The sequence below is a fragment of the Rhizobium sp. 3T7 genome, from assembly GCF_020166565.1.
Taxonomy (GTDB): domain Bacteria; phylum Pseudomonadota; class Alphaproteobacteria; order Rhizobiales; family Rhizobiaceae; genus Rhizobium.
Genome location: NZ_JAIQXS010000004.1, coordinates 13,262 through 39,488, shown reverse-complemented (window position 1 = coordinate 39,488; position 26,227 = coordinate 13,262). Strand labels below are relative to the sequence as shown.

27 protein-coding genes and 1 pseudogene are annotated in these 26,227 nt (G+C 58.4%); 17 read left to right on the top strand and 11 right to left on the bottom strand.

Annotated features, from left to right (window positions below):
- Position 1 precedes the first annotated feature (1 nt).
- Genes K9B32_RS07595 through K9B32_RS29020 form a run of 3 tightly spaced genes read left to right on the top strand, consistent with a single transcriptional unit; the run spans position 2 to position 2,457 of the window.
- On the top strand, positions 2–916 hold the full coding sequence (locus K9B32_RS07595; RefSeq protein WP_224561339.1) for a 3-hydroxyacyl-CoA dehydrogenase family protein: 915 nt from the start codon (positions 2–4) through the stop codon (positions 914–916).
- A complete protein-coding gene (locus tag K9B32_RS07590; protein ID WP_224561338.1) occupies positions 913–1,689 on the top strand; it encodes an enoyl-CoA hydratase-related protein in 777 nt (258 codons plus the stop codon). The genes K9B32_RS07595 and K9B32_RS07590 overlap by 4 nt, the downstream gene beginning before the upstream one ends.
- A gap of 33 nt (positions 1,690–1,722) precedes the next feature.
- Positions 1,723–2,457 carry a UTRA domain-containing protein gene (locus K9B32_RS29020; protein ID WP_411969691.1) on the top strand — a complete coding sequence of 245 codons (735 nt, stop codon included), beginning with the start codon at positions 1,723–1,725 and terminating at the stop codon, positions 2,455–2,457.
- A 412-nt stretch (positions 2,458–2,869) separates the two neighbouring features.
- Here K9B32_RS29020 and K9B32_RS07580 read toward each other — a convergent pair whose 3' ends face one another.
- Positions 2,870–3,751 carry an AraC family transcriptional regulator gene (locus K9B32_RS07580; RefSeq protein ID WP_224561336.1) on the bottom strand — a complete coding sequence of 294 codons (882 nt, stop codon included), beginning with the start codon at positions 3,749–3,751 and terminating at the stop codon, positions 2,870–2,872.
- Positions 3,752–3,913: 162 nt separating this feature from the next.
- Here K9B32_RS07580 and K9B32_RS07575 point away from each other — a divergent pair, with 162 nt between their 5' ends.
- Entirely contained in the window at positions 3,914–4,654 is a 741-nt protein-coding gene (locus tag K9B32_RS07575) for an SDR family NAD(P)-dependent oxidoreductase (protein WP_224561335.1), read from the top strand.
- Positions 4,655–5,418: 764 nt separating this feature from the next.
- Here K9B32_RS07575 and K9B32_RS07570 read toward each other — a convergent pair.
- From K9B32_RS07570 to K9B32_RS07550, 5 genes are all read right to left on the bottom strand, one after another.
- Positions 5,419–6,144 (bottom strand): ribonuclease activity regulator RraA, encoded by a 726-nt coding sequence (locus K9B32_RS07570; protein WP_224561334.1) that lies wholly within the window; start codon positions 6,142–6,144, stop codon positions 5,419–5,421.
- 7 nt (positions 6,145–6,151) lie between these two features.
- Complete coding sequence (gene araD, locus K9B32_RS07565) at positions 6,152–7,885, bottom strand: L-arabinonate dehydratase (RefSeq protein ID WP_224561333.1); 1,734 nt, start codon at positions 7,883–7,885, stop codon at positions 6,152–6,154.
- Between the two features lie 91 nt (positions 7,886–7,976).
- Complete coding sequence (locus K9B32_RS07560; protein WP_224561332.1) at positions 7,977–8,846, bottom strand: ABC transporter permease; 870 nt, start codon at positions 8,844–8,846, stop codon at positions 7,977–7,979.
- A gap of 4 nt (positions 8,847–8,850) precedes the next feature.
- Positions 8,851–9,666, bottom strand: coding sequence for an ABC transporter ATP-binding protein (locus K9B32_RS07555; RefSeq protein ID WP_224561331.1), 816 nt, complete (start codon positions 9,664–9,666; stop codon positions 8,851–8,853).
- Positions 9,667–9,730: 64 nt separating this feature from the next.
- Positions 9,731–10,738, bottom strand: coding sequence for an ABC transporter substrate-binding protein (locus K9B32_RS07550; protein ID WP_411969684.1), 1,008 nt, complete (start codon positions 10,736–10,738; stop codon positions 9,731–9,733).
- 135 nt (positions 10,739–10,873) lie between these two features.
- Here K9B32_RS07550 and K9B32_RS07545 point away from each other — a divergent pair, with 135 nt between their 5' ends.
- The 3 genes from K9B32_RS07545 (at position 10,874) to K9B32_RS07535 (ending at position 13,091) form a co-directional block, all read left to right on the top strand.
- On the top strand, positions 10,874–11,605 hold the full coding sequence (locus tag K9B32_RS07545) for a GntR family transcriptional regulator (RefSeq protein WP_224561330.1): 732 nt from the start codon (positions 10,874–10,876) through the stop codon (positions 11,603–11,605).
- Between the two features lie 443 nt (positions 11,606–12,048).
- Complete coding sequence (locus K9B32_RS07540; protein WP_224561329.1) at positions 12,049–12,804, top strand: hypothetical protein; 756 nt, start codon at positions 12,049–12,051, stop codon at positions 12,802–12,804.
- A complete protein-coding gene (locus K9B32_RS07535) occupies positions 12,801–13,091 on the top strand; it encodes a hypothetical protein (protein WP_224561328.1) in 291 nt (96 codons plus the stop codon). The genes K9B32_RS07540 and K9B32_RS07535 overlap by 4 nt, the downstream gene beginning before the upstream one ends.
- A 591-nt stretch (positions 13,092–13,682) precedes the next feature.
- Here K9B32_RS07535 and K9B32_RS07530 read toward each other — a convergent pair.
- Positions 13,683–14,408, bottom strand: coding sequence for a LuxR family transcriptional regulator (locus K9B32_RS07530; protein ID WP_224561327.1), 726 nt, complete (start codon positions 14,406–14,408; stop codon positions 13,683–13,685).
- A gap of 479 nt (positions 14,409–14,887) precedes the next feature.
- Here K9B32_RS07530 and K9B32_RS07525 point away from each other — a divergent pair, with 479 nt between their 5' ends.
- The 5 genes from K9B32_RS07525 to K9B32_RS07505 all read left to right on the top strand — a co-directional run bounded on the left by K9B32_RS07525 (position 14,888) and on the right by K9B32_RS07505 (position 19,271).
- Positions 14,888–16,693, top strand: a complete 1,806-nt coding sequence (locus K9B32_RS07525) for a methyl-accepting chemotaxis protein (RefSeq protein ID WP_224561326.1) — start codon at positions 14,888–14,890, stop codon at positions 16,691–16,693.
- Positions 16,638–17,027, top strand: coding sequence for a PfkB family carbohydrate kinase (locus tag K9B32_RS07520; protein ID WP_318013316.1), 390 nt, complete (start codon positions 16,638–16,640; stop codon positions 17,025–17,027). Before K9B32_RS07525 ends, K9B32_RS07520 begins: the two co-directional genes overlap by 56 nt.
- A 34-nt stretch (positions 17,028–17,061) precedes the next feature.
- On the top strand, positions 17,062–17,517 hold the full coding sequence (locus tag K9B32_RS07515; protein ID WP_224561325.1) for a hypothetical protein: 456 nt from the start codon (positions 17,062–17,064) through the stop codon (positions 17,515–17,517).
- A gap of 805 nt (positions 17,518–18,322) precedes the next feature.
- On the top strand, positions 18,323–18,703 hold the full coding sequence (locus tag K9B32_RS07510; RefSeq protein WP_224561324.1) for a hypothetical protein: 381 nt from the start codon (positions 18,323–18,325) through the stop codon (positions 18,701–18,703).
- A gap of 205 nt (positions 18,704–18,908) precedes the next feature.
- Complete coding sequence (locus K9B32_RS07505) at positions 18,909–19,271, top strand: hypothetical protein (protein ID WP_224561323.1); 363 nt, start codon at positions 18,909–18,911, stop codon at positions 19,269–19,271.
- Positions 19,272–19,294: 23 nt separating this feature from the next.
- On the opposite strand, the gene K9B32_RS07500 is transcribed toward K9B32_RS07505, so the two are convergent.
- Together K9B32_RS07500 and K9B32_RS07495 are read right to left on the bottom strand one after the other, a co-directional pair.
- The gene (locus tag K9B32_RS07500; RefSeq protein WP_224561322.1) at positions 19,295–19,837 is read right to left on the bottom strand and encodes a hypothetical protein; all 543 of its coding nucleotides are present in this window, start codon (positions 19,835–19,837) and stop codon (positions 19,295–19,297) included.
- Between the two features lie 15 nt (positions 19,838–19,852).
- The gene (locus K9B32_RS07495; protein WP_224561321.1) at positions 19,853–20,242 is read right to left on the bottom strand and encodes a DNA-binding protein; all 390 of its coding nucleotides are present in this window, start codon (positions 20,240–20,242) and stop codon (positions 19,853–19,855) included.
- A gap of 305 nt (positions 20,243–20,547) precedes the next feature.
- Between K9B32_RS07495 and K9B32_RS07490 the strand changes: the two are divergent.
- The 3 genes and pseudogenes from K9B32_RS07490 to K9B32_RS07480 form a co-directional block, all read left to right on the top strand.
- Positions 20,548–20,736: pseudogene (locus tag K9B32_RS07490) on the top strand (hypothetical protein); the annotation flags it as partial.
- A complete protein-coding gene (locus tag K9B32_RS07485; RefSeq protein ID WP_224561320.1) occupies positions 20,733–21,308 on the top strand; it encodes a peroxidase-related enzyme in 576 nt (191 codons plus the stop codon). The pseudogene K9B32_RS07490 and the gene K9B32_RS07485, both read left to right, overlap by 4 nt.
- A gap of 146 nt (positions 21,309–21,454) precedes the next feature.
- A complete protein-coding gene (locus K9B32_RS07480; RefSeq protein ID WP_224561614.1) occupies positions 21,455–22,681 on the top strand; it encodes an MFS transporter in 1,227 nt (408 codons plus the stop codon).
- Positions 22,682–22,773: 92 nt separating this feature from the next.
- Here the strand turns inward: K9B32_RS07480 and K9B32_RS07475 are convergent, their stop codons facing one another.
- Positions 22,774–23,316: a hypothetical protein gene (locus tag K9B32_RS07475; RefSeq protein WP_224561319.1), complete on the bottom strand. Its 543-nt coding sequence runs from the start codon at positions 23,314–23,316 to the stop codon at positions 22,774–22,776.
- Positions 23,317–23,982: 666 nt separating this feature from the next.
- The gene (locus K9B32_RS07470) at positions 23,983–24,462 is read right to left on the bottom strand and encodes an Lrp/AsnC family transcriptional regulator (RefSeq protein WP_224561318.1); all 480 of its coding nucleotides are present in this window, start codon (positions 24,460–24,462) and stop codon (positions 23,983–23,985) included.
- A 165-nt stretch (positions 24,463–24,627) separates the two neighbouring features.
- On the opposite strand from K9B32_RS07470, the gene K9B32_RS07465 reads away from it, so the two are divergent.
- Together K9B32_RS07465 and K9B32_RS07460 are read left to right on the top strand one after the other, a co-directional pair.
- Positions 24,628–25,407, top strand: coding sequence for an ABC transporter ATP-binding protein (locus K9B32_RS07465; protein WP_224561317.1), 780 nt, complete (start codon positions 24,628–24,630; stop codon positions 25,405–25,407).
- 45 nt (positions 25,408–25,452) lie between these two features.
- Entirely contained in the window at positions 25,453–26,226 is a 774-nt protein-coding gene (locus K9B32_RS07460) for a transporter substrate-binding domain-containing protein (protein ID WP_224561316.1), read from the top strand.
- Position 26,227: the final 1 nt, after the last annotated feature.

Below are 26,227 nucleotides of genomic sequence, written 5' to 3'. Positions count from 1 at the left end.
CATGGCGCAGGACATTAACGACAAGACCCGCATTCGGCCGAAGGTCGCCGTCCTCGGTGCGGGCACGATGGGTGCCGGCATCGCCGGCGTATTTGCAGCACAAGGCTATCCCGTCGCCGTCTATTCCCGCAGCGCGGAGACGCTCGACAAGGCGAGGAGCCGGATCGTCGGCATCGCCGGCGAAGCGGCCGTCACGTACACGACCTCGATTAAGGATTGTGTCGCCGGCGCCGGCATCGTCAGTGAGAATCTCGCGGAAGACGTCACGCTGAAGCAGCGGATCTTCGGCGAGATCGAAACCATGGCGCCGGTCGATTGCCTTTTGACGACGAATACCTCCAGCGTTCCGATCACGCTGATCGCGGCAGGGCTTGCCCGGCCGGAGCGGGTCGTCGGCATTCACTGGTTCAATCCGCCGGCCGTCATGCCGCTTGTCGAAATCGTGCGCGGCGAGAAAACCTCGGATGAGGTCGTCCAACGCGCCCGCGCGCTCTGCGCCGATATCGGCAAGGAAGTGATCGAGGTGAAGACCGATATAGCGGGTTTCGTCGTCAATCGGCTGCAATACGCGATCCTGCGCGAGGCGCTCCATCTCGTCGAAGTAGGCGCCGCCTCCATCGAGGATGTCGACCGGGCGGTCGAAACGACGCTTGCGCCGCGCTGGTCTGCGGCAGGGCCGCTGCGGCTGATGGATCTGGCCGGTCTCGACACGGTCGAGAAAGTGTCGCGCATTCTGATGCCGGCGCTCGATCGCAGCGAAGGCATCCCCTCCCTGGTTCGCCGGCTGTGTGAGGAAGGTGCTTTCGGAACGAAGAGCGGTCACGGCTTTTACGACTGGACGGCTGAAGAGATCGCGGCTGCAATCGCGCGCCGCGACGATACCGTCCGCCTGCTGACGGAAAGGCGCAAGCCATGACATCATCTCTCGTCAAAACCGAGAAGCAATGCGGCTTCGCGCGCGTCATCCTCGACCGGCCAGCCAAGCGAAACGCGCTTAACATCGAGATGCTGACCGGGCTTGTCGATGCGTTGTGCGACTGCCAGGCGGATTCAACCGTGCGTGCGATCGTCATCAGCGGCAGCGAGCGCGGCTTTGCCGCTGGCGCCGATATCGGATCGCTCGCCGCCTCAAGTCCCATCGAGCTTTATACCAGCGGCTTCAGCGAGAAATGGGACGAGGTGGCGGCCATCACCAAGCCGCTCATCGCTGCGATCTCGAGCTATGCCCTTGGCGGCGGTCTTGAGCTGGCGCTGATCTGCGACATCGTCGTCGCCGATCGCACGGCGGTGCTCGGCCTTCCGGAAACCGCGATCGGCACCATACCCGGCGCCGGCGGAACCCAGCGCCTCGTGCGCGCCGTCGGCAAGTCCATGGCGATGGAGATGGTCCTGGCGGGGCGAAAGCTCGACGCGGAAGAGGCAAGGGCCTGCGGCCTGATCAGCAGCATCGCCGTCGATGGCGAGACGGTGGACGATCTAGCCTGCGCAATCGCCGAGCGTATCGCTCAAGCTGCCCCCATCGCAGTCACCATGGCCAAGGCCGCTGTTCTCGAAAGTTTCGAGACTCCGCTGTCTGCTGGAATTCGTTACGAGCGTTCGCTGTCCGCATTGATTGCGGCAAGCGACGACCGGGCGGAGGGGATGCGTGCCTTTGCCGCAAAGGAACGGCCGCAGTTCAGGGGACGGTAAGCCGTGGAGACGCCGCGCGGGCAGGATAACCACATAAGCGGTCCAACTCCGGCAGGAAGGTTACGAACCTACAAGGACGTTAAACAATTTATTCTTGCCTGCATCCGAACCGGAAAATGGCCGCCACACCACCGTGTGCCGTCCGAAAATCAACTCGTGGTATCGTATGGAGTCAGCAAGATCACTGCTGAGCGCGCGTTGTACGAACTTGCCAGCGAAGGCGTACTGCGGCGGATACCCGGAATCGGTTCGTTCGTAGCCAAACCAAAATGCTTCCCGGCGGCCCTCGATATGCTCGATATTGCTGAAGATATTCGCCAGCGTGGAGAAATTCATACGGCCAATGTTATCACATTGTCTGAAAATCCAGCCAGTTTCGAGATTGGCAATGAACTCGGGGTTGAGGTCGGCTCCACAGTTTTTCATTCCGTGATCCTGCATCACAAAGACAACATTCCGGTGCAGCTGGAAGATCGCTTCGTACTTCCGAGCGCCGTTCCTGCTTACCTCGCGCAGGATTTCACGGAGCGTACGCCTACTTCTTATCTGCTAGAGGCCGCGCAGGGTGCCAGAAACGAATATTCCATAAGAGCGGTTTCGCCAGAGGGATGGGAACAGACGCTCCTTGCAATCCTTCCGACCAAGCCGTGTTTGTCCATCCACCTGCGCCTCACTTCAAACCGTAATGTAATCTCGGCTGCTCGCTTGGTTTCTCCGGCTGGTCGGTATCGACTTGAAGCGATCCGTCGACATGCCGCGCGAGCCTAACGACTAAGTTCCATAAATCACCGTTATCCCACGCCGAAGTCATAGCCCAACTCTTCAACCTAGTTTCGAAAAGAGGGCTCATAGCCGTCCGCAGAATATTTATGTGGTCGCATCCTTGAGCCACCGCCCGTCTCCGCCGATCCCGGTAACGATCGCTTGTCCAGTTGGCTGCTCGCGCACCCGGAACTGAGGCCCTCCCGGCCGCATGTTTGCTTGCGCCCCATGACATCGCCGGCCAGGCCGGTCAACCGGCCCGTGAAGCTGGAAGATCTTCCGGGCCAGTCCGCGAGCAGACCCGAGAAGATCCCCCACGTTTCGCGCCACGCCACTTGACAGTCCCGCCCGCCGCCGTGCGCTTTGGTGTAGTTGTCAGTGGGTAATCCAAGTCCGAAAGATGCCCGGCTGATAAGGCTTACCGTTGCAAGTCAGCGACGGGCGGACTGCCGAACATGCTCTTGTACTCCCGACTGAATTGCGACGGGCTAACGTAGCCGACCTCATAAGCAACACGCGACACGTTGGCGGAACCGGAGGCGAGGAGCCTTCGAGCTTCCAAAAGACGGATATGGCGTTGAAAAGCAAGCGGGCTGAATCCCGTCACACCCTTGAAGTGTCGATGAAACGAAGTGACACTCATTCCCGCGGACGCTGCCAAATCGGGGATATTGACGGGCTCGTTGTGGTTAGAAGCAAGCCAATCGGCCGCCGCCTTGAGTTGCTGGAACCGCTCGTTTCGCTGACCGATCTGACGTAGCGTATCTCCCATCGTACTCTGGAGAAGGCGGTAGTAGAGTTCAGTCTCATAGTGCGGCGCAAGCATGCCGATGTCGTCCGGAGTGTTCAAGAGCCCAACAAGCCGAGCCAGTGGCTCACCGACCAGGCCGTTCAGTTCTCCCGCCGCTACCGCGCAGGTCCAGCGGTCGTCGCGTTTGGGCATATTGAGCATGACGCGCGTAAGCATAGTCGTATCAAGATGAAGGCTGATCGCGACGTAAGGCAGATCGGGCGTGGCGTCGGTGAATTGATGGATAAAGGGCAGACCAAAGGATGATGCCGCGCACAGGCCAGCCGACAGTTCGAAGCGATTGGCGCCCATGATTAATACCTTTGTTCCACGCAGGACTGCGTAAAACATGGGTTCGAACACGGCTGGCGTCGGTAAAGTCGGGACCGTACTCGTCCAGACCGTCAGACGTGGGACAGGTGTCGTAATCCCGACGGTTCCCGTACGGCCGGCAACAACAGGAGCGACGTCGTCCAGCAGGCGACCTGTCACGTTCTCGGAGATGTTCATTCCCGGCGATATGACAAATTTGGAAGGATCAGGCAAGCATGAGGTGGGATCGGAGATGTTTATTTTCTCGTGACCGCTTATCTAAGGGCCGGAGGGGAGCGGAAATGACGACCTCCCGGGCCCGAAAGTGGGCCTCCGAAACATGAAGCAAAAGGATGTAAAATGGCTGATCTTATGGGGAAGCGCGCTCTCGTTACCGGAGGGTCTCGGGGGATCGGCGCCGCGATCGCGCTGGTGTTGGCCGAGAAGGGCGCAGACGTGGCAATTACATACAACAAGTCGCCGGAGCGAGCGGACGGCGTCGTGTCTTCGATCGAAAAGCTGGGCCGCCGTGCGCTGGCCGTCCGGGCCGACAATGCCGATCCGGACGCTGCTATGCGGGTCGTGACCGAGACTGTCGAAAAGCTCGGTGGCCTCGACATTTTGGTGAATAGCGCGGCCATCGGACTGGCCGGACCAATCGCTGACCTCGATCTGACGCAATTTCAAGCCCTCATGGACATCAACGTGCGCGCGCCTGTCGCTTTTTCAAAAGCGGCTATTCCGCACTTTTCCAATGGCGGGCGTATCATCTCGATCGGATCCGCTCTCGGCGACCGCGTTCCTTTTCCGGGTGTGACAGCCTACGCGATGTCGAAATCGGCATTGCACTCGTTCACACGCGGCCTGTCGCGAGAACTTGGGCCACAAGGCATTACGGTCAACCTGATCTCGCCCGGATCGACCGATACCGAGGCAAATCCGGCAGACGGCGCGACCGCTGATTTCCAACGGAGCCTGTCATCAATCGGGCGCTTTGCGGACCCCCGCGAAATCGCGGGTGTTGTTGCATTTCTGGCAAGCCCCGGCGCAAATATGATCACCGGTACAACCGTTACCGTAGACGGAGGCGCAAATGCTTAAGTCAGGCCGCGACTCAATTCGCTGACCACTTGATCGGGTGCAAGCCCTGGCAACAGAACCTGCCGCCTCGGGGTCAATCAATGTAGCCTGGTTGTTTCCCGCCTTCGCTCCGCGCGTCCGGTCGGACCGCGCGGAGCGATTTGAGCTTTCGCGCGACCATTCTGCGGGGGGCTGACCCGCTGATCGAGATCATCCCTGCGGATCTGGACGACGAACGCGGACGATCTCCGATAATTTAACTTCTGCGGGCGCCCAGCGCCGAGATGGATGACGTCTGCTGCGGCATCTGTGAAGATTGCCTTTGTGTGTTAGCGAACGGTCTACTATCTGGCATGGGGATGACACGGCAATCGCCGCATGGTGGGCGCATCATCAACAACGGCTGGGTTTCGGCATGGGCCCCCGACCCTTCAGCCCATCGTACACGGCGGCCAAGCATGGCGTCACAGGTCTGACGAAAAGTCTGAACGTAGACGGGTGGAGAGCGGGTATCACCTGCTGCCAAATCGATATCGGAAACGCCGCCGTGCCGAGAACCACAGAATGGATGATGGGGTGCTATAGGCCAATGGGACTGTCACATCCGAACCTCGGATCGACGTTGATCTCGTCGCACGACAGGTGGCGGAACTTGCTGATCTCCCAGCAGATGCGGTCATTCCGTTCATGACGATCATGCCACGAGGCATGCCGCTCTACGGACGAGGCTGAAAGGACCATGAATGAGCAAGCCGAGGGATGACAAATCCCCCGGCTGGCTTTTGCTAACGGTTGTTTTGAACGCGCCAATCTGCATAGCGCTGTTCGTACTCTTCTTTCGTTCTCGGATAGAGGCCAATGATCTGCTCGCCGCCCTTCACCTGCTCAAGGACAAAGTCCTCGTAGCTTTCCATTTCGGCGCATTCGTCGGCCAGTTCGTCGGCGAGGTGAGCTGGGACGACCATGACCCCATCACGGTCTCCCACGAGGACGTCTCCCGGAAACACTGCAACATCGCCGCAAGAAATCGGAACGTTAATATCCAGCGCCTCGTGCAGAGTGAGGTTGGTCGGGGCCGACGGCTTGGAATAATAGGCGGGCATGTTCAACGCGCCGATCCCTTCCGCGTCGCGGAATCCGCCATCAGACACGACGCCCGCGGCACCCCGGAGAGCGAGCCGAGTGATGAGAATGGAACCAGCTGTCGCCGCTCGAGCATCCTTGCGTGCATCCATGACGAGGACGTGTCCGGCCGGGCAGGTCTCTACGGCGACGCGCTGCGGATGATCTGAGTTGCGAAATACCGTGATGGGGTTGCGGTCTTCGCGGGCAGGGATGTACCGGAGCGTGAACGCCTGGCCGACCATTGTTTCGGCCTTCGGGGAGACAGGTACGACGCCCTGGATGAACTGGTTGCGAAGGCCGCGCTTGTAGAGCGCGGTGGCGATCGACGCAGTCGAGATTTTCTTGAACTTAGCGCGCGTTGCGTCTGAGAGCACATAGTCGGTCATGGTCACCTCAAAAGATATCTGGTTCGCCCGCTGCGCGGCCGAAGTCGGTTTGAAGGAAGTCGAAGTCGCAGCCCTTGTCCGCCTGCGTGACATGGCGGGAGAACATCCACCCCCAACCGCGCTGGAAACGTGGCTCTGGCGCCTGCCATGTCTCCTTGCGGCGCTTAAGCTCCTGTTCATCGACAAGCATGTCGAGCGTGCGGTTAGGAAGATCGAGCCGGACGATGTCGCCTGTCTTCAGCAAAGCGAGCGGCCCTCCTACGAAACTTTCGGGGGAGACGTGCAGAACACAGGCTCCATAGGAGGTGCCCGACATGCGAGCGTCCGAAATCCGGAGCATGTCTCGATGGCCCTTCTTGATGAGCGCTTTCGGAATCGGGAGCATTCCCCATTCAGGGAAGCCCGGACCGCCCTGCGGGCCCGCATTGCGAAGCACCAGGACGTGATCAGGCGTCACATCCAGATTTTCATCGTCGATCGCCTTTTTCATTTCCGGGTAGCTGTCGAACACCAGCGCCGGGCCCTCGTGGACATGATATTTGGGATCGCATGCCGCAGGCTTGATGACCGCACCGTCAGGGCATAGGTTCCCGCGTAAAACAGCGAGCGAGCCCTCGTGATAGACCGGGTTGCTCAGTGGCCTGATGACATCGTCATTGAATACCTGCGCCCCTTCGAGGTTTTCACCCATCGTCTTTCCCGTGACCGTCAGTGCGGTGAGGTCGAGACGATCGTCCAACTGCTTCATCAGGGCGCGAAGACCTCCCGCATAGAAGAAGTCTTCCATCAGGTAGTCCTTGCCGGATGGACGGACGTTGGCAATGAGCGGCGTGACCCGGCCGAGTTCGTCAAGGTGATCAAGCGTGAGTTCGACGCCCGCACGTCTCGCCATAGCGATGAGGTGCACGACGGCGTTGGTGGAGCATCCGGTCGCCATCGCTACGATCGCAGCGTTCCGGCACGAGGCGTCGGTGACGATCTTGTCCGGCGTGAGGTCTTCCCAGACCATCTCGACGATGCGGCGCCCGCACGAGGCCGACATACGCTGGTGGTTGGCATCGACGGCAGGAATGGAAGAGGCGCCGGGAAGGGTGAGACCCATGGCGTCGGCAATCGCCGTCATGGTGCTCGCTGTTCCCATCGTCATGCATGTTCCAGCGGAACGTGCGATGCCGCCTTGAATACCAAGCCATTCGTCGTCGGAGATGTTTCCCGCGCGACGCTCGTCCCAGTACTTCCACGCATCCGAACCGGAGCCGAGGATCTTGCCAGCATAGTTGCCACGGAGCATTGGACCGGCTGGCAGATAGATCATCGGGACGCCCGCTGAAAGCGCTCCCATGACAAGACCAGGAGTGGTCTTGTCACAACCTCCCATGAGCACCACCCCGTCGAGTGGGTGCGAGCGGATCATTTCCTCTGCTTCCATCGCCAGCATGTTGCGATAGAGCATCGAAGTAGGCTTGGTGAAGCTCTCGTCTACGGAGAGCGACGGCATCTCGACCGCGAAGCCGCCAGCCTGCGCTACGCCGCGCTTCACGTCCTGCACTCGTTCCTTAAAGTGCGAGTGGCAGGAGTTCAGTTCTGACCAGGTGTTCATTATCCCGATGATGGGCTTGTCACGGAAATCCTCCTCTGCGTAACCGAGCTGCATCAGACGGGACCGGTGACCGAAGCTGCGCAGGTCGTCCGGAGAGAACCAGCGCGCGGACCGCAGGGTGTCAGGTGTCTTCTTCGTCATGAGTTTATTCCACATGTCTTGCTTGCTGAGGGCGCATGACGGTCAGCATGCATGTTCGGAGTTGTCGGAGCCCGCCGGCGGCGGGCGACGACTATTCCTTCATTCCCCACTTCTGGATGGTGTGGCGCTCCAGCGTCTGGAACACGAGGTTCTCGACGATGAGGCCGATGACGATGACCGTGAGCAGGCCAGCGAAAACTGCGGGGATGTCGAGCAGGTTCCGGTTCTCGAAGATGAACCAGCCAAGGCCGCCCTGGCCGGAAGAGACGCCAAAAACGAGTTCCGCGGCGATGAGGGTTCGCCAGGCGAACGCCCAGCCAATCTTCAGGCCCGTCAGGATCGATGGGAACGCAGCCGGAATAAGGATGCGGGTGACGTACCTGAAGCCAGTCAGGCCATAGTTCGCACCAACCATGCGTAGCGTCCGCGATACTCCCAGAAAGCCGGAATGCGTGTTCAGCGCAACCGCCCACAGAACGGAGTGGATAAGGACGAAGACGAGGCTCGAAGCCCCGAGGCCAAACCAGATCAGGGCGAGCGGCAGCAGAGAGATCGCCGGGAGGGGATTGAACATCGCCGTCATCGTCTCGAGGAAGTCGGTGCCGATGCGCGTGTTGATGGCCAGGACCGTGAGAATTGCTGCGAGCACTGTCCCCGCGGCGTAGCCCATGAGCAGGATCTTCAATGTCGTCCAGATGCGCGCGGGCAACGTCCCGTCAGCAAATCGATCTACAAGGGTGTGGAACGTGTCGGTCAATGTCGGAAAGAGCAGCGGGTTGTCGAGATGCACCGCATAGACCTGCCAGAGCACGGCGAGCACTACGATGATGAGGGTCTTGCGAAATGCCCCAATTCCCCAGACGAGTTCGAAGGGGGAGAGCTTTTGCTCGACTGCGGCGATATTCCCGTGGGAGGGCAAGCCGGAAGTGGTTTCGGCAAGCAGGATCTGTGGCTTGTTCATGTTTCTACTCCCGATGTCCTGGCTCTGAAAAGAGCAGATCGTGGATGTCCTTCTCCAGCGCTGCGGCACTGCCATCCTCTGTGGATGCGGCGTCTGCATTGATGACTTCGGCTTTGACGCGGCCAGGATGCGGCGAAAGAAGGAGAATTCGGTTCGAAATCTTGATCGCTTCGGCGATGGAGTGGGTGACGAAGATCACCGTGAACTTGGTGTCTTGCCATAGCTGGAGCAGTTCGTCCTGCATTTGACGACGTGTCAGAGCGTCCAATGCCGCAAAGGGTTCGTCCATCAGCAGGATGTCCGGCTGCATCGCCATGCCACGAGCGATCGCGACACGCTGCTTCATGCCGCCCGAAAGCGTATGCGGGAAGCTGTCGACAGCGCGGGTGAGCTTCACCTTCTCGATGTATGACCTTGCGATCTCCTCGGCTTCCTTCTCCGGGAGCTTCCGTGCCACAAGGAGCGGAAACATCACGTTCTGTAGAACCGTCTTCCATGGCATCAACTGGTCAAATTCCTGAAAAACCATCATCCGGTCCGGCCCAGGCTTTGTTACCTGTCTGCCATTGATCGTAATAGTTCCAGCCGATGGTTTCATGTAGCCGCCGACCGCCTTCAGAAGAGTCGACTTGCCACATCCCGACGGACCAAGAAGGACGAAACGGTCGGACTGACAGACGTTGAAGCTCACGCCTTCAGTGGCTGTGACCAGAAGGCTCGGCGTCTTGTATCGCAAGGTGACCTTGTCGACGCTGAGAAGCGGCTGCCGCGCTGGTTGTTGGACGAGACTTGGCCCGGCCGAGACGGTCGCTTGTAGCATTGGAGAATTCCTTGTGTGATTGCGCGTGCATCGGCGCGATTCCGCGCCGATGCACTGAGGCGCCTTAGTTGCCGTTCAGATCAGCCGATTCTGGAAGGTAGTAGTCCGTCCATGCGGCGGGCATTTTCTTCAAAGTGCCGATCTTGTGCAGATGCGTAGCGAACTTCATCGTGCCCTGCGGGTCAGTACGATAGTCGTCGATGAAGCCCGGTTCGTTGAGGATCGACATGAGATCCTCGATCGACGTCTTGTCTCCTGAAACCTTCTTGTAAGCATCCAGCGCGGCTTTCGGATCCGCCTTGATGGAGGCGATAGCCTTCTTCGTCGCTTCGCGGACAGCCTTCACGAGCGTCGGGTTCTCTTCGGCGAACTTCGTCGTGGTGAAGAACGTCGCCTGGGTCAGAGCGCCGCCAAGAATCTCGCGGGAGTCCGTAACGCGGTGGACGCCCTTCTGCTTCAGTTCGATGTACTGGAAAGGCGGAGCCGAGAAGTGGTTCTTCACTTCATGGTTCGGGTTAGCGATTGCGGCAAGTGCGTCCGGGTGGCCAAGCTGGACCGTATTCGCGTCGAACTTCTTGACCTGGTCGTCGCCATACTTGGCTGCAGCAGCGATCTGAAGAAGAATGGCCTGGGTCGACACTCCGACGGTTGGAACTGCGATCTTGTCTTGCGGGGTGATGTCGTCTAGCGACTTGATGTGTGGATCGTTGGAGACCATGATGACCGGCTGGGCAGAACTGGTGATGATGCCCTTTACCTTGCCCTTGGTGCGGTCCCAGAGCAGCAGCAGGTTTCCGGTGCCGGTGTTAACGATATCGACGTTACCTGCGAGAAGCGCGTCGGTCTGTGCGCCGCCGCCGCTGAACGTCCGCCATTCGACGGTTAAGTCCTTCACTCCGAGAGCGTCGGCTTCTTTTTCGATGAGCTTCTGCGTCTCCATGACATGGCTTGCGAGATAAAGGATGCCTGGCTGACGCGTGATCGAAATCGTCGTCTTTTCCTGCGCAGCAACAGGTAGCGCCATTCCTACAACGGCGGCGATCGCGGCGAGTCCGCGGGCGAATTTGAACATTTCATCCTCCCAAGAAGATCGGTTTTTAGGTCCGCGCCTCCTTGCGCGGTCGACCGCCATTAGTACACTAAAACATCAGTGCATCAACGCAAAATATGCGCTATGAAGGTTCAACGCATGAATTGGAGGCTATGAATGGCGACGAAAACCGGATTTCTCTTGCTCGACCGCTCCAGACAGGTGGCGGTGCAAGTGCATGAGATTCTTAAGGAAAGAATCCTGAGTGTGGCCCTCGAACCTGGCACCGTCCTATCGCGTGCCACGCTTATGGAGGAGTTCGGCGTGAGCCAGACTCCGGTGCGGGATGCACTTCTGAGACTGCAAGAGGATGGTCTCGTCGACATTTTTCCACAGTACGCCACTCGCGTCTCACGCATCGATGTCGATCACGCGAGGCAAGCTCAATTCCTTCGCCTCTCCGTCGAGGTCGAAGCCGTTCGACGGCTAGCGAAAAGTTCGCCGCATGAGACGGCGGATGCACTGGACCGCGTGTTGCGGCAGCAGCAGGCCGTCGCAGATCCTTCGACCTACGACAGGTTTGATGCTCTCGATCGGGAGTTCCACCGTGTGCTGTACGAGCAGAGCGGAAACACGCTTCTCTGGAAGGTCATCCGACAGCAGAGCGTCCACCTTGATAGACTGCGGCGCCTGAATCTCCCGATGGAAGGCAAGATCCAGTCACTCCTCCAGGAGCATCAGGTGGTCGTCGACGCTATTCGGGCGGGAAATGAAGAGGGTGCCGTTGCCGCTCTGCGCAAGCATCTGTCGGGAACCCTTTCCGTGATCGACGTGATCCGCGCGAAATTTCCGACGTTCATGTACGATCCGGAGGCATCCCAAAGTACGTCCAGCGCGCGGGCAGGGTGATCGACGAAAGACCTCTCGGTGAGGACAATCGCGAACTCGGGCGCCTACTGCTCGGCAACCTCTCGGCGAATTCAAGCCGTCCAATGCGGCCTCGCCTTGGTGAGGAACCGCACGTTCCATGCGTACGATGTCAACCGAGATGGAACCTCCAGCTCGTATCGAGGTTATCGGTTTGTCGCTCGGCAGGGGCAACGCCTTTCAGATCGCCCTCTGGTACTGTCGAGGGCTTGCCTCCCCAAAATACTCCCTATTCGCAGCGCCGGTGGAAACATCGGCGTTCTTTTTTCCGCAATTGGGTGGTTTTGCAGACGTCAACAAACGTGGCTGGGTCCTCGGTCGGCGACCAAAGGGACTGTTCAGGTTGCATGAGTTGGGGATAGGGACCACGACGGTTGCGGCAACACGGCCTGACATAGGATAACCGCCGAATCGACGAGGCGGTAATGAGCGGCAGGAAGAAGAGCAGGACAAAGGCGCCGCAGGAGCCGCGCAGGAATGACACTCCCGCTGCCGACACCATTCCAACGCCGTCGCTTAAGCGGAATTCCGTCTTGCCGCTCGTCGACATCGGAAGCCGGGCTTTCGAGGAAGTTTGCCGCGACCTGATGCGTCAGAGCTATCCCGATCTGCGCCCCGTCATGAAACGACGCGGCGGACAAGCTCAGTTTGGCGTCGACGTCGAAGGATTCAACGATCTGCAGGAGCCGGAGGTCGTTGTTTCCGCCAAGTGTTACAAGGACATCGAAGCCTGGGAGTTCCGAGCGTGGATCGAGGATTTCACGAAACACCTTGACGGCCACTGGAAAGGAAAGGACGTCAGAGAATTCATCATCGCCGTCTCGATCGAGCGGGACAATGACGACATAAACGACGCCGCCCGTGAACTTGCCCGTGACCTCAAGGTGAGAGGCATCACGTTCAGGATCTGGGATTCAGTCGAGATATCGGAAATGCTCGGCAAGGATCCGCGCCTGGTCGACCGCTATTTCAACGAAGCCTGGGTCAGGGCGCTTTCCTCAGGTTTCGATGCTGATCCGACATCCGGAGCCGGCGCCTTGTTTTCCACTCGCGGAATTTCTGCCTCGCAGGGAGCAATCCTCACACAGCTTGAGAGCCTCTATGTCGGCTCAACCAGATGCTGTCCAAGGCGCTGGAGGCGGCGATCTCAGACCTCCGCCGGGGCAAGCGGTCCAAGATGAAGCAATGGCTGCAAGATGCCCGCGCTGACGCGTTCACCTGGCAAGGCGCGGATCCTTCGCTCAAGGCAAAGGGTCTGCGTGCAACGGCGATGGTGATCCTCGGCGAGGAAGATGTCACCGGAGCCGAAAGGCTGTTGGAGGAGGCCGACGGTCTTGAACCTCAACCAGACCGGACGGCTCGCGGCCTTCTCCTCAGGGCGAAGAGCGGCGGTGCAGCGGCAAGAGCCCTACCTGCAAAATCCGGACAGTCGACGAGAACGGGACCTGATGGCAGCGCTGCTGATTGAAGCTCGCGAGCCTAGAGAGGCGCTTGAACCTCTTGCGTCCCTCGTTGGCGACGACGTGTCGGCAGAAGTGCAAAGGCTGCGGTCTATCGCGACCATAATGTCTGGCGGGCGCCGCGCGGACGCTGTCAACATGGCCACGTCAGCGACTACGAAAGAGCCGGATTCGGCATTGGGATGTCCTGATTGGGTAGATGTGAACGCCTTCATTATAGTACCACTGCGGGTGGCCAACTAGCAGACCGAAAAGACTGGCAGTTATGTAGAGGGTGAGATTCGCGTCCATCCTATCGAGGAGCATCCGCGTCGTATTGCGCGCCAACTGTCCGTTGGCACCGAGAATGAGGATGCTGGTCATGCTGATTTCCTGTATCGAGCGAAGCTGTTCAGTAGCTTGAAGTGAGCAGCTCCACGAGCAACGCCCTCCGGCGAAAACAACCCCACGCTGAACGGCGCGGCGAATTGATAAGAGTCTGACCGTTGGGCAACGAGTCGCGATCGAACGCTTTGCCAAAGTACCTTCCAACTCGTCGCAGCCGGCCGTCTGGTCATGGTCGAAGCCCGAACTCGTCGATGTCGACCGTTCCTGGAACTTTAAACACGAATGATATTGAGGCGCAGAGCGCTGACGACTGCTTGCGTTCTTGTGCTGCATCCCAGCTTCTTGACCGCGCTGCCGATGTGATTGTTAACTGCAACTTCTGACAGGTCGAGAAGTTTAGCAATTTCATTGCCCTTCTTACCGCCGGCAGTCAATCTGAGGCAGTCTAGCTCGCTCCGAGTAAACTCGATGGGCTGATTGTGTTTCTCGTTCAAAGTCAGCTGTGAGAGGCGATCATAGATCAGCGAGGCGATAAACAGGAGCTTCGCCATTTCGATCATGCTGAAATTCCGTGGCCCCGAAATCGACATCGCGCCGCGCCCGCCCGCGGCATCGTGAACAGGGAAGTAGGCGCCTCTTTCCATTCCATATCGGTGGAACAGCTTGATGACCGTGGACTTCTTGCCTTCTCCACGATTGGCATTCATCGCTTCGACGTCATAGTTGAACGGGCTGGTCGATCTCAACATCCGGCGGATCACGGGGCTGTCGATCATGAGGTTATGGGCGTCATAGTAATCCACCATTTCAGCCGGCCAATTGGTGATGATCTTCGTCGCGCCGATTTCGACGATGTCGACGGTCGGGAGCGTCATGAGCAGGAAGGCGTTCATTCCAAGGTCCTGCGTGAGACCCTTCATGTATTTGAACACTTCGTAATGCGTGTTGAAGCCCGCAGCGACTTCCTCAATTCGACTAAATTCCGCCTCGAGCTTCATGTCCTTCTCCGAACCAGCGGTCGTATCCGCGCGCGCTTGGCGACTGATGAGCCACCCGAGTCCGCTCGCATCGGAAGTAAATTCTACACGCATAGACGACGGTGCAGCAGGCATTCGCGGGGGATAATTGCAAGCCCTCCGTGAGGTGATGTAGTGCGGCATTATTCTTAACGAATGGTAAATACATCTTCCCATTGGGTAATACGAAAATCCGAAACAATGCGCGATCCAAACATTCAAGGCCCGCCTCGCGAACCCTTCGACCGCGCGGAGATGCTCGAAGGCTGCTCTTATAACAGACTGATTTTATTTACACTTTCCTCTGTAGCCTGATCAATTCGTCGGGATCGAATTCGGGAACCATGCGGTTAATGGATACTTAAAGATTTTAATAGATTTTACCCTCAGATTGCTCATCCAATGCAAATCCGCGTGGGGATGGAAGCAGTTGCTCTCTTAGTCCTGAGTGGGGGAACAGCATGACGAGAATAGCATTCGGCTTCGGATCTGATGCCAAGGCCATACTAGCCGCGATGAACCGGTCACAGGCCATTATCGAATTCGACCTCGCCGGCAAGATCTTGAAGGCCAATGCCAATTTCTGTGCCGCACTCGGCTACGAATTGTCCGAGATCGTCGGCCAGCACCACCGGATGTTCGTCGAGCCAGCAGAGGCTTCGTCTGGCGACTATCGTGAGTTCTGGGCGAGACTCAATCGAGGTGAGTTCGATCAGCGCCAGTACAAGCGCATCGGCAAGGGTGGCAGGGAGATCTGGATTGAAGCCTCCTACAATCCCGTCTTTAGCGGTGGCAAACCGTACAAGGTCGTCAAGTTTGCAACCGACATCACGCCACAAAAGCTCAAGAGCGCCGAGGATGCCGGCAAACTGAATGCACTTTCGCGCGCCCAAGCGGTCATCGAGTTCACGCCCAAGGGCGAGATCCTGTCAGCGAACGACAATTTCCTGTCTGCGCTCGGCTACCAGCTTGCGGAAATCCAGGGCCGGCACCATTCCATGTTTTGCGACACTGCCTACACCAACAGCGATGACTACCGACGCTTCTGGCAGCGTCTGGAAGGGGGCGAGTTCGTAACCGACGAATTCCTGCGTATCGGCAAGGGCGGCAAGAAAATCTATATCCAGGCCTCGTACAATCCGATCTTCGACATGAACGGCAAGGTCTTCAAGGTTGTCAAGTTCGCAACCGACGTGACTGCCCGTGTGAACAATGTCGACCAGCTTGCCGGGTCTTTGCAGGCCCTAGCCGATGGGGATTTGACCCAGGAGGTCGCAACTCCATTCATCCCCACGCTGGAAAGGCTCCGCCTCGATTTCAACGCTGCGACCAGCAAGCTACGCAAGGCGATGCAGGGCGTGGCCGAAAATGCGACTGGCATCGCTGCCGGAGCCCAGCAAATTCGTTCCGCATCAGACGATCTGTCAAAGCGAACCGAACAGCAGGCCGCTTCCGTCGAGGAAACCGCTGCCGCCCTCGAAGAGATCACCACAACCGTCGCAGATTCCAGTAACCGTGCCCAGGAAGCTGGCCAACTTGTCCGAGATACACGCGAAAATGCCGAACGCTCCGGCACGGTGGTCCGCAGTGCAGTTGGCGCGATGAGCAAGATTGAAGCCTCGTCTGCGGAAATCGGCAATATTATCGGCGTCATCGACGAGATCGCGTTTCAGACCAACCTGTTGGCGCTCAATGCGGGGGTCGAGGCGGCCCGCGCCGGCGACGCCGGTAAAGGTTTCGCGGTCGTGGCGCAAGAAGTCCGCGAACTGGCGCAGCGATCCGCAAAAGCGGCAAAGGAAATCAAGGAGCTGATCACTGCATCCAATGCGCATGTGAAGAGCGGGGTCGCTCTCGTCGGCGAGACTGGCAAGGCTTTGGAAGAGATCGTCGGCCAAGTTCAGCAGGTCAACGGCAATGTTCTTGCAATCGTCGAAAGCTCTAAGGAGCAGGCGATAGGATTGAAGGAAATCAACATGGCCGTAAACACAATGGACCAGGGTACGCAGCAAAATGCAGCCATGGTCGAGGAGTCGACTGCCGCTGCCCACAGCCTCGCGAGAGAGGCCGATGCACTTTTCCAGCTGCTAGGTCAGTTCAACATCGGAAGCGGCATGGCCTCACGTCAAATACGCCCGGTCGTGGCAACTGCCGCTTCCAAACCTGTCACATCAGCTGCGCGGACAATGGCCGCGAAGGTGGCTGCTGCCTTCCATGGCAATGCAGCACTCGCCGGCGATTCACGAGCAACAACAATTAGCTCTTCTTGAGCGCGATGGGCTTGCCGGCTGGCTTGGATGCGAGCCGAGCGCGAGATCGTTGTCTGATGCTCTTAACACCGGGGTCTTACGCACCATGGGAGGAGAGGGTGCCGAAGCTTTCATCAATGGAGAGAAGGTAAGGGTACCGGCGCTGCGCGTTGATGCTGTGGATACGACTGCAGCTGGCGACTGTTTTGTAGGCGTCCTCGCGTCGGCTCTCGATCGAGGCCTCTCGCTCGACGCTTCGATGCGACGAGCCGCAAAGGCCGCTGCAATTGCCTGCTCGCGTCCGGGAAGCCAGTCGAGCATTCCTCACAACGACGAGACAGATAGTTGGACCTGAGAAAAGCCAGCGGCAAGCACTAGGCGAACCTGCAATGAGCTATCCAGCATTTATCTCGGCGGTGTTCATTCTCCCCGGGCCGACCAATACGTTGATGGGGTTGGCATCGGCACGCAACCGTTTTTGTCTCGTTCCCAGACTACTCCCTGCCGAACTGCTCGGTTACCTCACTATGATCTTGCCCCTAACGTGGCTTGGGGGAGCGCTGATCAGCCGTTGGCCGGAAACCGCCCTGACGTTGAAGGCCGCAGCGGCGATTTGGGTTATGTATCTCGCAACAAAGCTTTGGGTGGCGGAAAACAAAGATATCACGGACCGCAGCGTGACCGCGGGACGCATATATGTGACGACGACGCTTAACCCCAAGGCCCTCGTCTTCGGACTTGTTCTTCTACCTCCGCCGACCGCGCCGGACTTCCTGCCAAAGCTTGCAATTTTTGTTGCCTTGGCAAGCATCGTTGCCGTGATTTGGGGTTTGATCGGCAGTTGACGCAGGTCGGTGCGCAAAGCCATTGGCGCCTAATGATACTTCAGCGAGCCGCGTCCGTCTGGCTCGCTACCGTGTCCTGCACAGTTATCGCGGGGCTCTTTCAAGCCTAGGACCGTTTAGGTGATCGGGTCTAGGTCCGCATTTGAGTACCTTGTAACACTGACGCAGCAAGTTCGAACTCTCAGCCCGACCGACCGCGATGGCGCTTGTTGCTTCGGAGCCCGGTACAACCTGACCTCAACAACTTTGACGCCTAACAACTCGGCATGGTCCGAGCGAAATTGAGGATACCTGGTCTACTCAAGGTGCCTGATTGACACAAACGTTCAACGCAAACGATTATCTTTGCTCGCCATACGCTTGCATTGCAGAACTACTATTCGCGCGAGCATTATGCCTCAATCGAATAGCTGAACCTTGGGAGACGGTACAACACATGAAATCTGGTGGACGCGATTAGGAGTAATGGGCTTGCAGCAGCGCGCTAACAACAGTTCCAAAGAGTGCGGTTTCGGCACTGAAACTGGGTGAGTGAGTGACAAAATCACGTGGCGTAACAGGCGCTTTGGCCGAGGCAGTTTTAACTGGTCTGTTGCACGTCGAATTTCCCCTCGTTTGTTGCTTTTCTTTGGGCGACGGAACGCAACAGACAATTCGGTTGTTGCGGAATTGAACGAGCACCATGTTGCTTTTTAGAGCCCACAAATGGAGGCTTCATCCTGAAGGAGACCGCGATTGCAGCGATGTCCAAAAGCAACTAGGAATAATCCCGATGACGGCCTGTTAGGATTAGTAGGCGCGTCCGATGGTGAGAGAATTGAAGTTCAGGTACGGTCTAATTTTTCTGGCTGGTGTCGCCGCGTTTGGTTGGGGCAGCACAAAGGTTTTGGACCACTGGGACCGCAACAAGGACCCTGACCGCCTGGCCTTCATTCTAAACATTCCTCAGATACCGCCGTCGGTCCGCAACCTTGATTGCAACGCTAACGCCACCACTGACGTGATTGTCTCCTGCTCGTTTGAGATTGAGCCACGGGAGTACGATAAGGTGCTGGTTGGTTGGCAATTTACGGATAAGGAGGCTTTGGGGAAGCGCACCCTTTACGACCTTGAGGCAGATGACGGACACGTCTGGCTCATGGGGAATAAGGAAGGCGCAGTGATCGCTGAGCGCTACGAAGAGTGACCTCCCGCGACGCCCACGCACCGTGCAGCGTCACGGTCCGAGTGGCTAGCCGGTGCCTTCTTGATGGTCTGAGGCGCCGGTGTTAATTTCAGACGGGAGCCTTTCCGAACCTGCTGCCGGGTTGAAGGGTATCGAGATGGATGACGTCCCCTGTCCGGAGGTCGAAGTGTAATCGGCAGACTTCGACGAGGATAAGGGATTGCCGATGTTCTATGAGACCATAAAGTTTTCTTCGCACAACGTAGCAGCTCTCAAAAAGGCGCTGCGCAAGCGGTATCCGTCTATCCGCTCGTCGCATGCTGATGAAGCGCTGGCGGCCTCTTTCGGGTTCAAAACATATGCAGCAATGCTGAACGTGTTGAACCACATGAGTAACTCCGCCCGCTTCATGGTCCAAACAGACGCATGCTTGCTTATGATGCGCCTTGAAGAGCTAGGTTATAGCGGGCTCGCGGTCCAAGAATTGAGGCGGACGATTTTGGAAGCCTCGTATCCTGATGAATGGGTTGGGGACGAGTTGGAGCGATCACTGGTGCGACGCCGCATACCAGATGCGGCCAATGGCTGATGGTCGACGTCCGCCGCGTCGCACTACTGATAGTGCTCTGGGCGTGAGAGGACGGCAGGATTTTCAACGAACTTTTCGCCGAAAGCCGCCGCGATAAGCGGGTGCGCTTCGTGGCCCATCTCGTACCAGTTAGCCGCAACGTGGGCTACAAACTCGTCTGGATCGAGCGGAAGGCCCGCAACGCGGACAGCGGCAGCATTTTCTCGCAAGAGATCACCAAGTGCTGCGCGATGGTAAGCATAAAGCGCACCGCTCTTAATGCAGCAGGCGTTTTGGGCAAACTGCGCCGTTGTGAGCCCTCGCATGACGGCATCGGCAGCAATGGTTTCGGGATCAGAACGCAAAAACTCCTTGATTGTATAGAGCGGCAGATAGCCGATGGGCTTTGTCGCACCCACATCAGTAAGGCTGCGCAGTAACATATCCCGTTTCTCGTCACTTAGTTCGAGGCTGGTCAATGCGACATTGGCGCGTGCTCGTGCGCTTGCTTCAATGTGGTTCACTCGGCCAAGGTATGTCTCGGCACGAGCTATCGGGTCGTGAAGATACGGATCGATTCTTTTCAAGGCGATGGATGTTCGTCACCTAGACACCCGATATAGCAAAACCCGAGAAGTCGGCATAAATTGCAGCAGGTAGTCAAAATCGTTCACATTCGCGGTGAGAACCGTCAAGCCAAGCTTTTGTGCCTGGAGGAAAAGGACGCAATCGTATAACGCTCTTAAGTGTGCGTCCTGCTGATAACCCTGAATTCGGCATAAGATACCCGAGAGCATTGCGCCGCGGCCGAGAACATCGGCATCCGGTGCGAAGATGCGATGCTCTGGCATTGTGGCGATGGTTTTGATCTGCCCAATAGCTGCCTTTGTTCTCGGATGCCCGGGATCCAGAACACCGATGGTATGCATCAACTCCTGGATCGCAACGGTTGAGTGATTGACGTGGCGCAGGTCGAGGAGGTCCGCTACCACGTCGGGGGATCTGCCCTGCATTCCATCGATATTAATGGCGCTTCCAGGACAGCGGTCAGCACAGTCAAAAATTCCGGCGCCGCCACCGACGCGTCGAGCCGGACATTGATCCGCTTCAATGCATCGTCGATGCATCCTTCGATGGCATCCTTCTGCGAAACCAGCGCATGCTTTAGCCCAATAAAGGTGTCGCGATCCAATTTTTTGGGCAGGGCAAGAAGCTTCGGATTGTAGCAACACATCAGTGATTGCTCGAATAGCAGGCTCCGGCGATGCCTGTTATTGCCCTCGTCGTAGCAGCCGACGCCGAGATCGTCCGTCAAGCCGACCGGCTGACGGTCGCGCCACGCGATGCGACGCGAGCGCATATCGAGGCCCTGCGCCAGGTCGGGGTAACCGACGCCGACATCGTCCGGCTCGCGGAGCTTGCGGCCTTCGTCAACTATCAGGTCCGCGTTCTAGCCGGCCTGAAGCTGCTTGGAGAGATGCGATGAGCGAGGTGGTCCACACCTTCACCACCAAGGTGCCGCGCTGGCAGCCCTATGTCGTTCCAGTCGACTTCGCGACCGCCACCGACGAGCAGCATGCGGCGATGCAGACGACGCCGTCCAACAAGGGTATCTCGCCCTATGTGCTGACGCTGGCCCACGACCCCGAAACGCTCGCGGTCCGCTCGCCCCTGTTCAACCTGATCATGTACGGCAAGGACGGGCTTGCGTCGAGCGAGCGCGAGCTGGGCGCCGTCGCTGCGTCCGTCGTCAACCGCTGCGTCTACTGCGCCGCCGTGCATGCATCCCGGTTCAACAGCCTGACGAAACGCACGGATGTCATCGAAGCCGTGTTCGCCGATGGCCTCGCGGCGACGCTCGACGAGCACCTCCAGGCGATATTCGACTTCTCGGCACGGCTGTCGACCACGCCGCCCAAGGCGACCGCGGCCGACGCGCAGGCATTGGCCGACGTCGGGCTCGACGAACTCGAAGCTGTCGATCTCGTCCTCTCGTCCGCCATCTTTGGCTGGGCGAACCGCCTGATGCATACGCTCGGCGAGCCGGTGAACGACTAAAGGGAACCGGCCGGTGCGCGCGTTGCCGTTCAATTAACAGACGGCAACGCGCCGTCCTGCGGCGGCCGGTGGCAATCGACGCTCCGTTCAGGCATCATCATCTCGACTTCAGTTGTGCGTGGCCCCTGGCAAAGGCCATGCCGCCGATGCAAGCAATCAATGCTCGAGAGACCAGATCGGTGCTGCGTATTCATCCGGCAACCTTCCTCTTCGCGGCGCGCGCCTTGCGCGACATCGGCGACGGCTTCGTGGCCGTGCTGTTGCCGATCTATCTGCTCGCTCTCGGATTTACTGCGCTTGAGGTCGGCGTCATCGCGACCGCATCGCTCCTTGGCTCCGCGCTGCTGACGATATGCGTCGGCTTCATCGGGACCCGATACGATCACCGCCAACTTTTGCTGGCCGGAGCGAGCTTGATGATTGCAACGGGCGTGGCCTTCGCCGTTGTTCACGACTACGCGTTGCTCCTGGTCATCGCGTTTACCGGCACGATCAATCCATCGGCCGGCAGTGTCAGCGTATTCGTGCCATTGGAGCACGCTGTTCTCACACGCGAAGTCACGGAGCGTGAGCGAACCAGGATGTTCGCGCGCTACAGCCTCGTCGGCGCGTTCGCCGGAGCCATTGGCGGACTTGCTTCAGCGGTGCCTGACCTTCTCGGCCCGATTGGTCTCGATCGGATTGACGGCATCAGGGCGATGTTCGTGCTTTACGCGCTGCTGGGGCTGTTCGGCGGTCTGCTCTACGCGCGTATTCCGCGCCACCCGGCACCAGAAGCGGGCACGACAGCCACGCTCGGCCCTTCGCGCCACACTGTCTTCAAGCTGGCGGCTCTCTTCAGTCTCGACGCCTTCGCCGGCGGCTTCGTCGTGCAGTCGCTGCTGGCCCTTTGGCTCTTCGAGAGATTTGGCCTGTCGCTTTCAGAGGCAGGCGTCTTTTTCTTCTGGTCGGGTGTGCTCTCGGCGTTGTCCTTTCCCGTGGCCGCATGGCTGTCGGAACGCGTCGGACTGATCAATACGATGGTGTTCACGCACATTCCGTCCAGCATCGCTCTGATGCTGGCGGCACTTGCGCCCACGCTGCCCTTCGCGCTCTTCTTTCTGCTTGTCCGCGCTGGATTGTCCCAGATGGACGTGCCGACGCGTTCCTCGTACGTGATGGCCGTCGTCACCGAGACGGAGCGGGCGGCCGCTGCAAGCTTCACGTCGGTGCCGCGCAGTCTTGCCGCCTCCGCCAGCCCCGTCCTGGCGGGCGCTCTCTTCGCCGCCTCCTTCCGAGCGTGGCCGCTCATCATCTGCGGTGCGTTGAAGATCGTCTACGATCTGCTGCTCTTGATGCAGTTCCGGCGGTTGAAGCCGCCGGAGGAAGGGTGACGCAGACGACGACGAGGATCAGTCCTGCGAGGGCCGCGACAGCCTTCAACGTCTGCCTCCAAGGGCCGCGCCGCAGTCAGCACTTGCTCCTGTCAGTTCTCCCATTCTGCTTCCGCGATCGAACTCGCCATCAGGTTATCCGCGCCATTCGATTCCACAGGAACCGTCAGGGTGACAAGTTCGCTGCGGCCGCTTAAATCCAAACTAAAAAGCTTGTGAACGTGCGTCGCGCTGCGAGCTTGTTGGATTGCCTCGCCATCCGTCCGTTGGAAGAAAGCCTTCTCGAATTCGATGCTGTTGATACCGAATGCGACAATGGTGCAGGCATGCACCAGCTTGCCGCTCAGGGTGTGTTTGCTGATCTCCAAGATCATTCGCTGCGGGAGGTCATTGCCAGATATAGCCCATCCCTCGACCGCTTCCGGATTGGCCAGGGGAGCGAGCCCAACGAGCACCTCCGCGGGGAGCGGCAACCAGCCGCTCGTCTCGGCAGTCGCGACGGTGCGTTCATAATCGGGTCCGCGCGACAAGCAGAGGCGCTCGAAAAACCGAAACGCCGAGCCGCCGTCCTCCGCCTGTGCACTTGATGCGAGGCAGAGGAAAGCCAACTCCAATATAGCTGCGGCGCGTGCCATTGTCTTCGCCTGATTGTGGCGTACCTGAGGCGGGATTTAGATGCGGCATCCGTGGCTTCAGACTTCACCTGGCGTCTGCGAGGTTCGCCGTCTTCATCTGCTGTCACATTGTATAGGTATATAGGGCACTTGGATCGACCAGCAACCGGAACGGCTCTCGCCGCCATCGCGTCGGTTGCACTGATCCTCGTGCTTTCCGTGAAGGGCAGCGTCGTCGATCCGCTCCCTCTTGGAATGCCGTCTTAGAAGAAGATTTCATCGATGGCCACCGCCAGCAGGATCGCGCCGGGCGCTGAACTGTCTGCCACTTCCATCTGCCAGAAGCAGCCCTTACCGGTCGGTGCCGGCCCAATCGGGCCGGCTGCGGAAAGCTTGATTATCGTATAACTGGCTCACCGTGATAACGCCGCTTTGACGGCTTGGACACGCCAAGTCCGACTTCCATCATGAGACGCGGAGTGTTCTGCGCCAAGGTTCCCACATGGGCCTGCGACAGCAACCCGAAGCGGCGCCGTGATAACCGGCTGTGGCGCGGCCATGCTTCAACCAGCCGGTTATCTATCCCTTCCGCTCGGGACCAGAAAACCCGGCGTTTCCAGTTATTCAGGGCGGCCAACACGCTGGTTCGTAAAGACAACACTGGCGTCGATGTGCGTGCGTTCCCAATCAGTCATCGGCTTCAGCTGAAAGCGGGACGAAGAGCCCAAGCTTTACGTCGCGAAGTACCACATTGGTGTGCATGCGCCGAATCTGAGGGTTTTCCGCCATGATCAAGGCTGCAATATCGTCATAGTGCTCGACGTCACGGGCGGTGACGATTGCAATGAGATCCACGGCTCCCGTGACATAGTAGACCTGCTGGATATGATCCTGTTTTTCCGCCCAAAGCCGGAATTTCGCCAGTGCATCGTAGTTGTCTCGCTCAATTTCCATGCCGACGATAAACACCATAGGTGTGCCGGTTGCCTTGCGCTCGACGACCGCCACCTCCGCCTTGATGATCCCATCTTCGCGCAGGCGCTTCAGACGCCGTTGAACGGCCGACGTTGAGAGGCCGACGTCGTCGGCGATGCTCTCGGCGGTTCGCTGGCAATTACGCTGAACGAGCTGGAGAATGTCGCGGTCAAAGTGATCCAGTTTTTCCATTTTGTCTCCTTTGGCCATCGCGCTGTAAGCTGCTTCGTTCATTCTATCCGAAAACAAGCAATGGGAAGAGATTTTTGCACATATTATTCATTTTAGTTTAGCTTTGCGCGCAAAATTATCGCACATCCGCGATATTCTGCCCAAATTGCTTTTACGGAATTGTGAATGCCAGAACCATCCTCTCAGGCACTATGTGTCGATGATCTACACAAGAGCTTCGGCGCGCACGAAGTCCTCAAGGGCGTTTCGGCAAAGGCCCGTCAAGGTGACGTGATTTCGATCATCGGATCGTCCGGGTCTGGAAAGAGCACCTTTCTGCGCTGCATCAATCTGCTAGACGTTCCCGATCGCGGTCGTATCATCGTGAATGGTGAGGAAGTGGCCTGGAAGCGGACGCATCGGAGGCAATTGCAGCCGAAGAGCTGGCGGCAGATCGAGCGGATGCGTGCCGGCCTCGGCATGGTCTTCCAGAGTTTCAATCTGTGGGCACACAAGACAGTGCTCGAAAACATTATCGAGGCCCCGGTTCACGTCCTGCGCATTCCACGCCGCGAGGCGATCGAGAAGGCAGAAGCGCTCCTTAGCAAGGTAGGTCTTTACGACAAGCGCGATGTTTACCCAGCTTTTCTCTCCGGCGGCCAGCAGCAAAGAGCGGCGATCGCCCGCGCCCTTTGCATCGAGCCGTCAGTGATGCTCTTCGACGAGCCGACGTCGGCACTCGACCCGGAGCTGGTCGGTGAAGTGCTCAAGGTCATACGCGACCTCGCCGAGGAGGGGCGAACCATGCTCATCGTTACCCACGAGATGCGTTTTGCGCGCGATGTCTCGAGCCACATCCTCTTCCTGCACCAGGGGCGGATCGAGGAAGAGGGGCGCCCGGAACAGATCTTCGACGCTCCTCTTAGCGCGCGCTGCCGCGAATTCACCGGCATGCTCACGCGCTAATCCTCGGCGCTTTCACACACGACAACATCAGGAGAATCTTGAAAAATGAAACTACTCCCCATGCTTCTTGCCGGCGCTACGCTGACTTTTTCGGCCATCACCGCTCAGGCTGAGGTTCGTTTCGGCATTATGAACGAATCTTATCCGCCGTTCTTCGCCAAGGATGCCTCCGGTCAATGGCAGGGCTGGGAAATCGATCTGATGAACGCCGTATGCGGAGAGATGAAAGAGCAATGCTCAATCGTGGAGCTGTCCTGGGATGGCCTCATTCCTGCGCTGCAGAGCAAGAAGTTCGACGTTATTTGGTCGTCCATGTCGAATACCCCTGAGCGTTCGAAGGTCATCGATTTCACAGACAAATACTACAACACCCCCAGCACGCTGATTGGGCCCAAGGATGAGAAGGTCGGCGCAACTGCGCAGGATGTGAAGGGCAAGACCATCGGCATCCAGGTCTCCACCATTCAGTCGGATTACTTCAAGAAGTATTTTGCCGGGGTCGCGGACGAGAAGACCTATCAGACGCTCGATGAGGCGTTCCAGGACCTCGCCGCCGGACGCATCGACTACGTATTCGGGGATTCGCTTGCTCTTGATGCCTTCCTGAAAAGCGACAGCGGCAAGGATTGCTGCGCCAAGGCCGGTGATGTTGCAGATGACAAGGAGATTCTCGGGGCAGGGGTGTCCGGCGGCCTGCGCAAGGAAGATACCGAACTGAAGGCAAAGCTCAACGCCGCGATCGCTGCGGTACGCGCCAGCGGCAAGTATGACGAAATCACCAAGACGTACTTCGACTTCGACATCTACGGCGCAAAGTAAG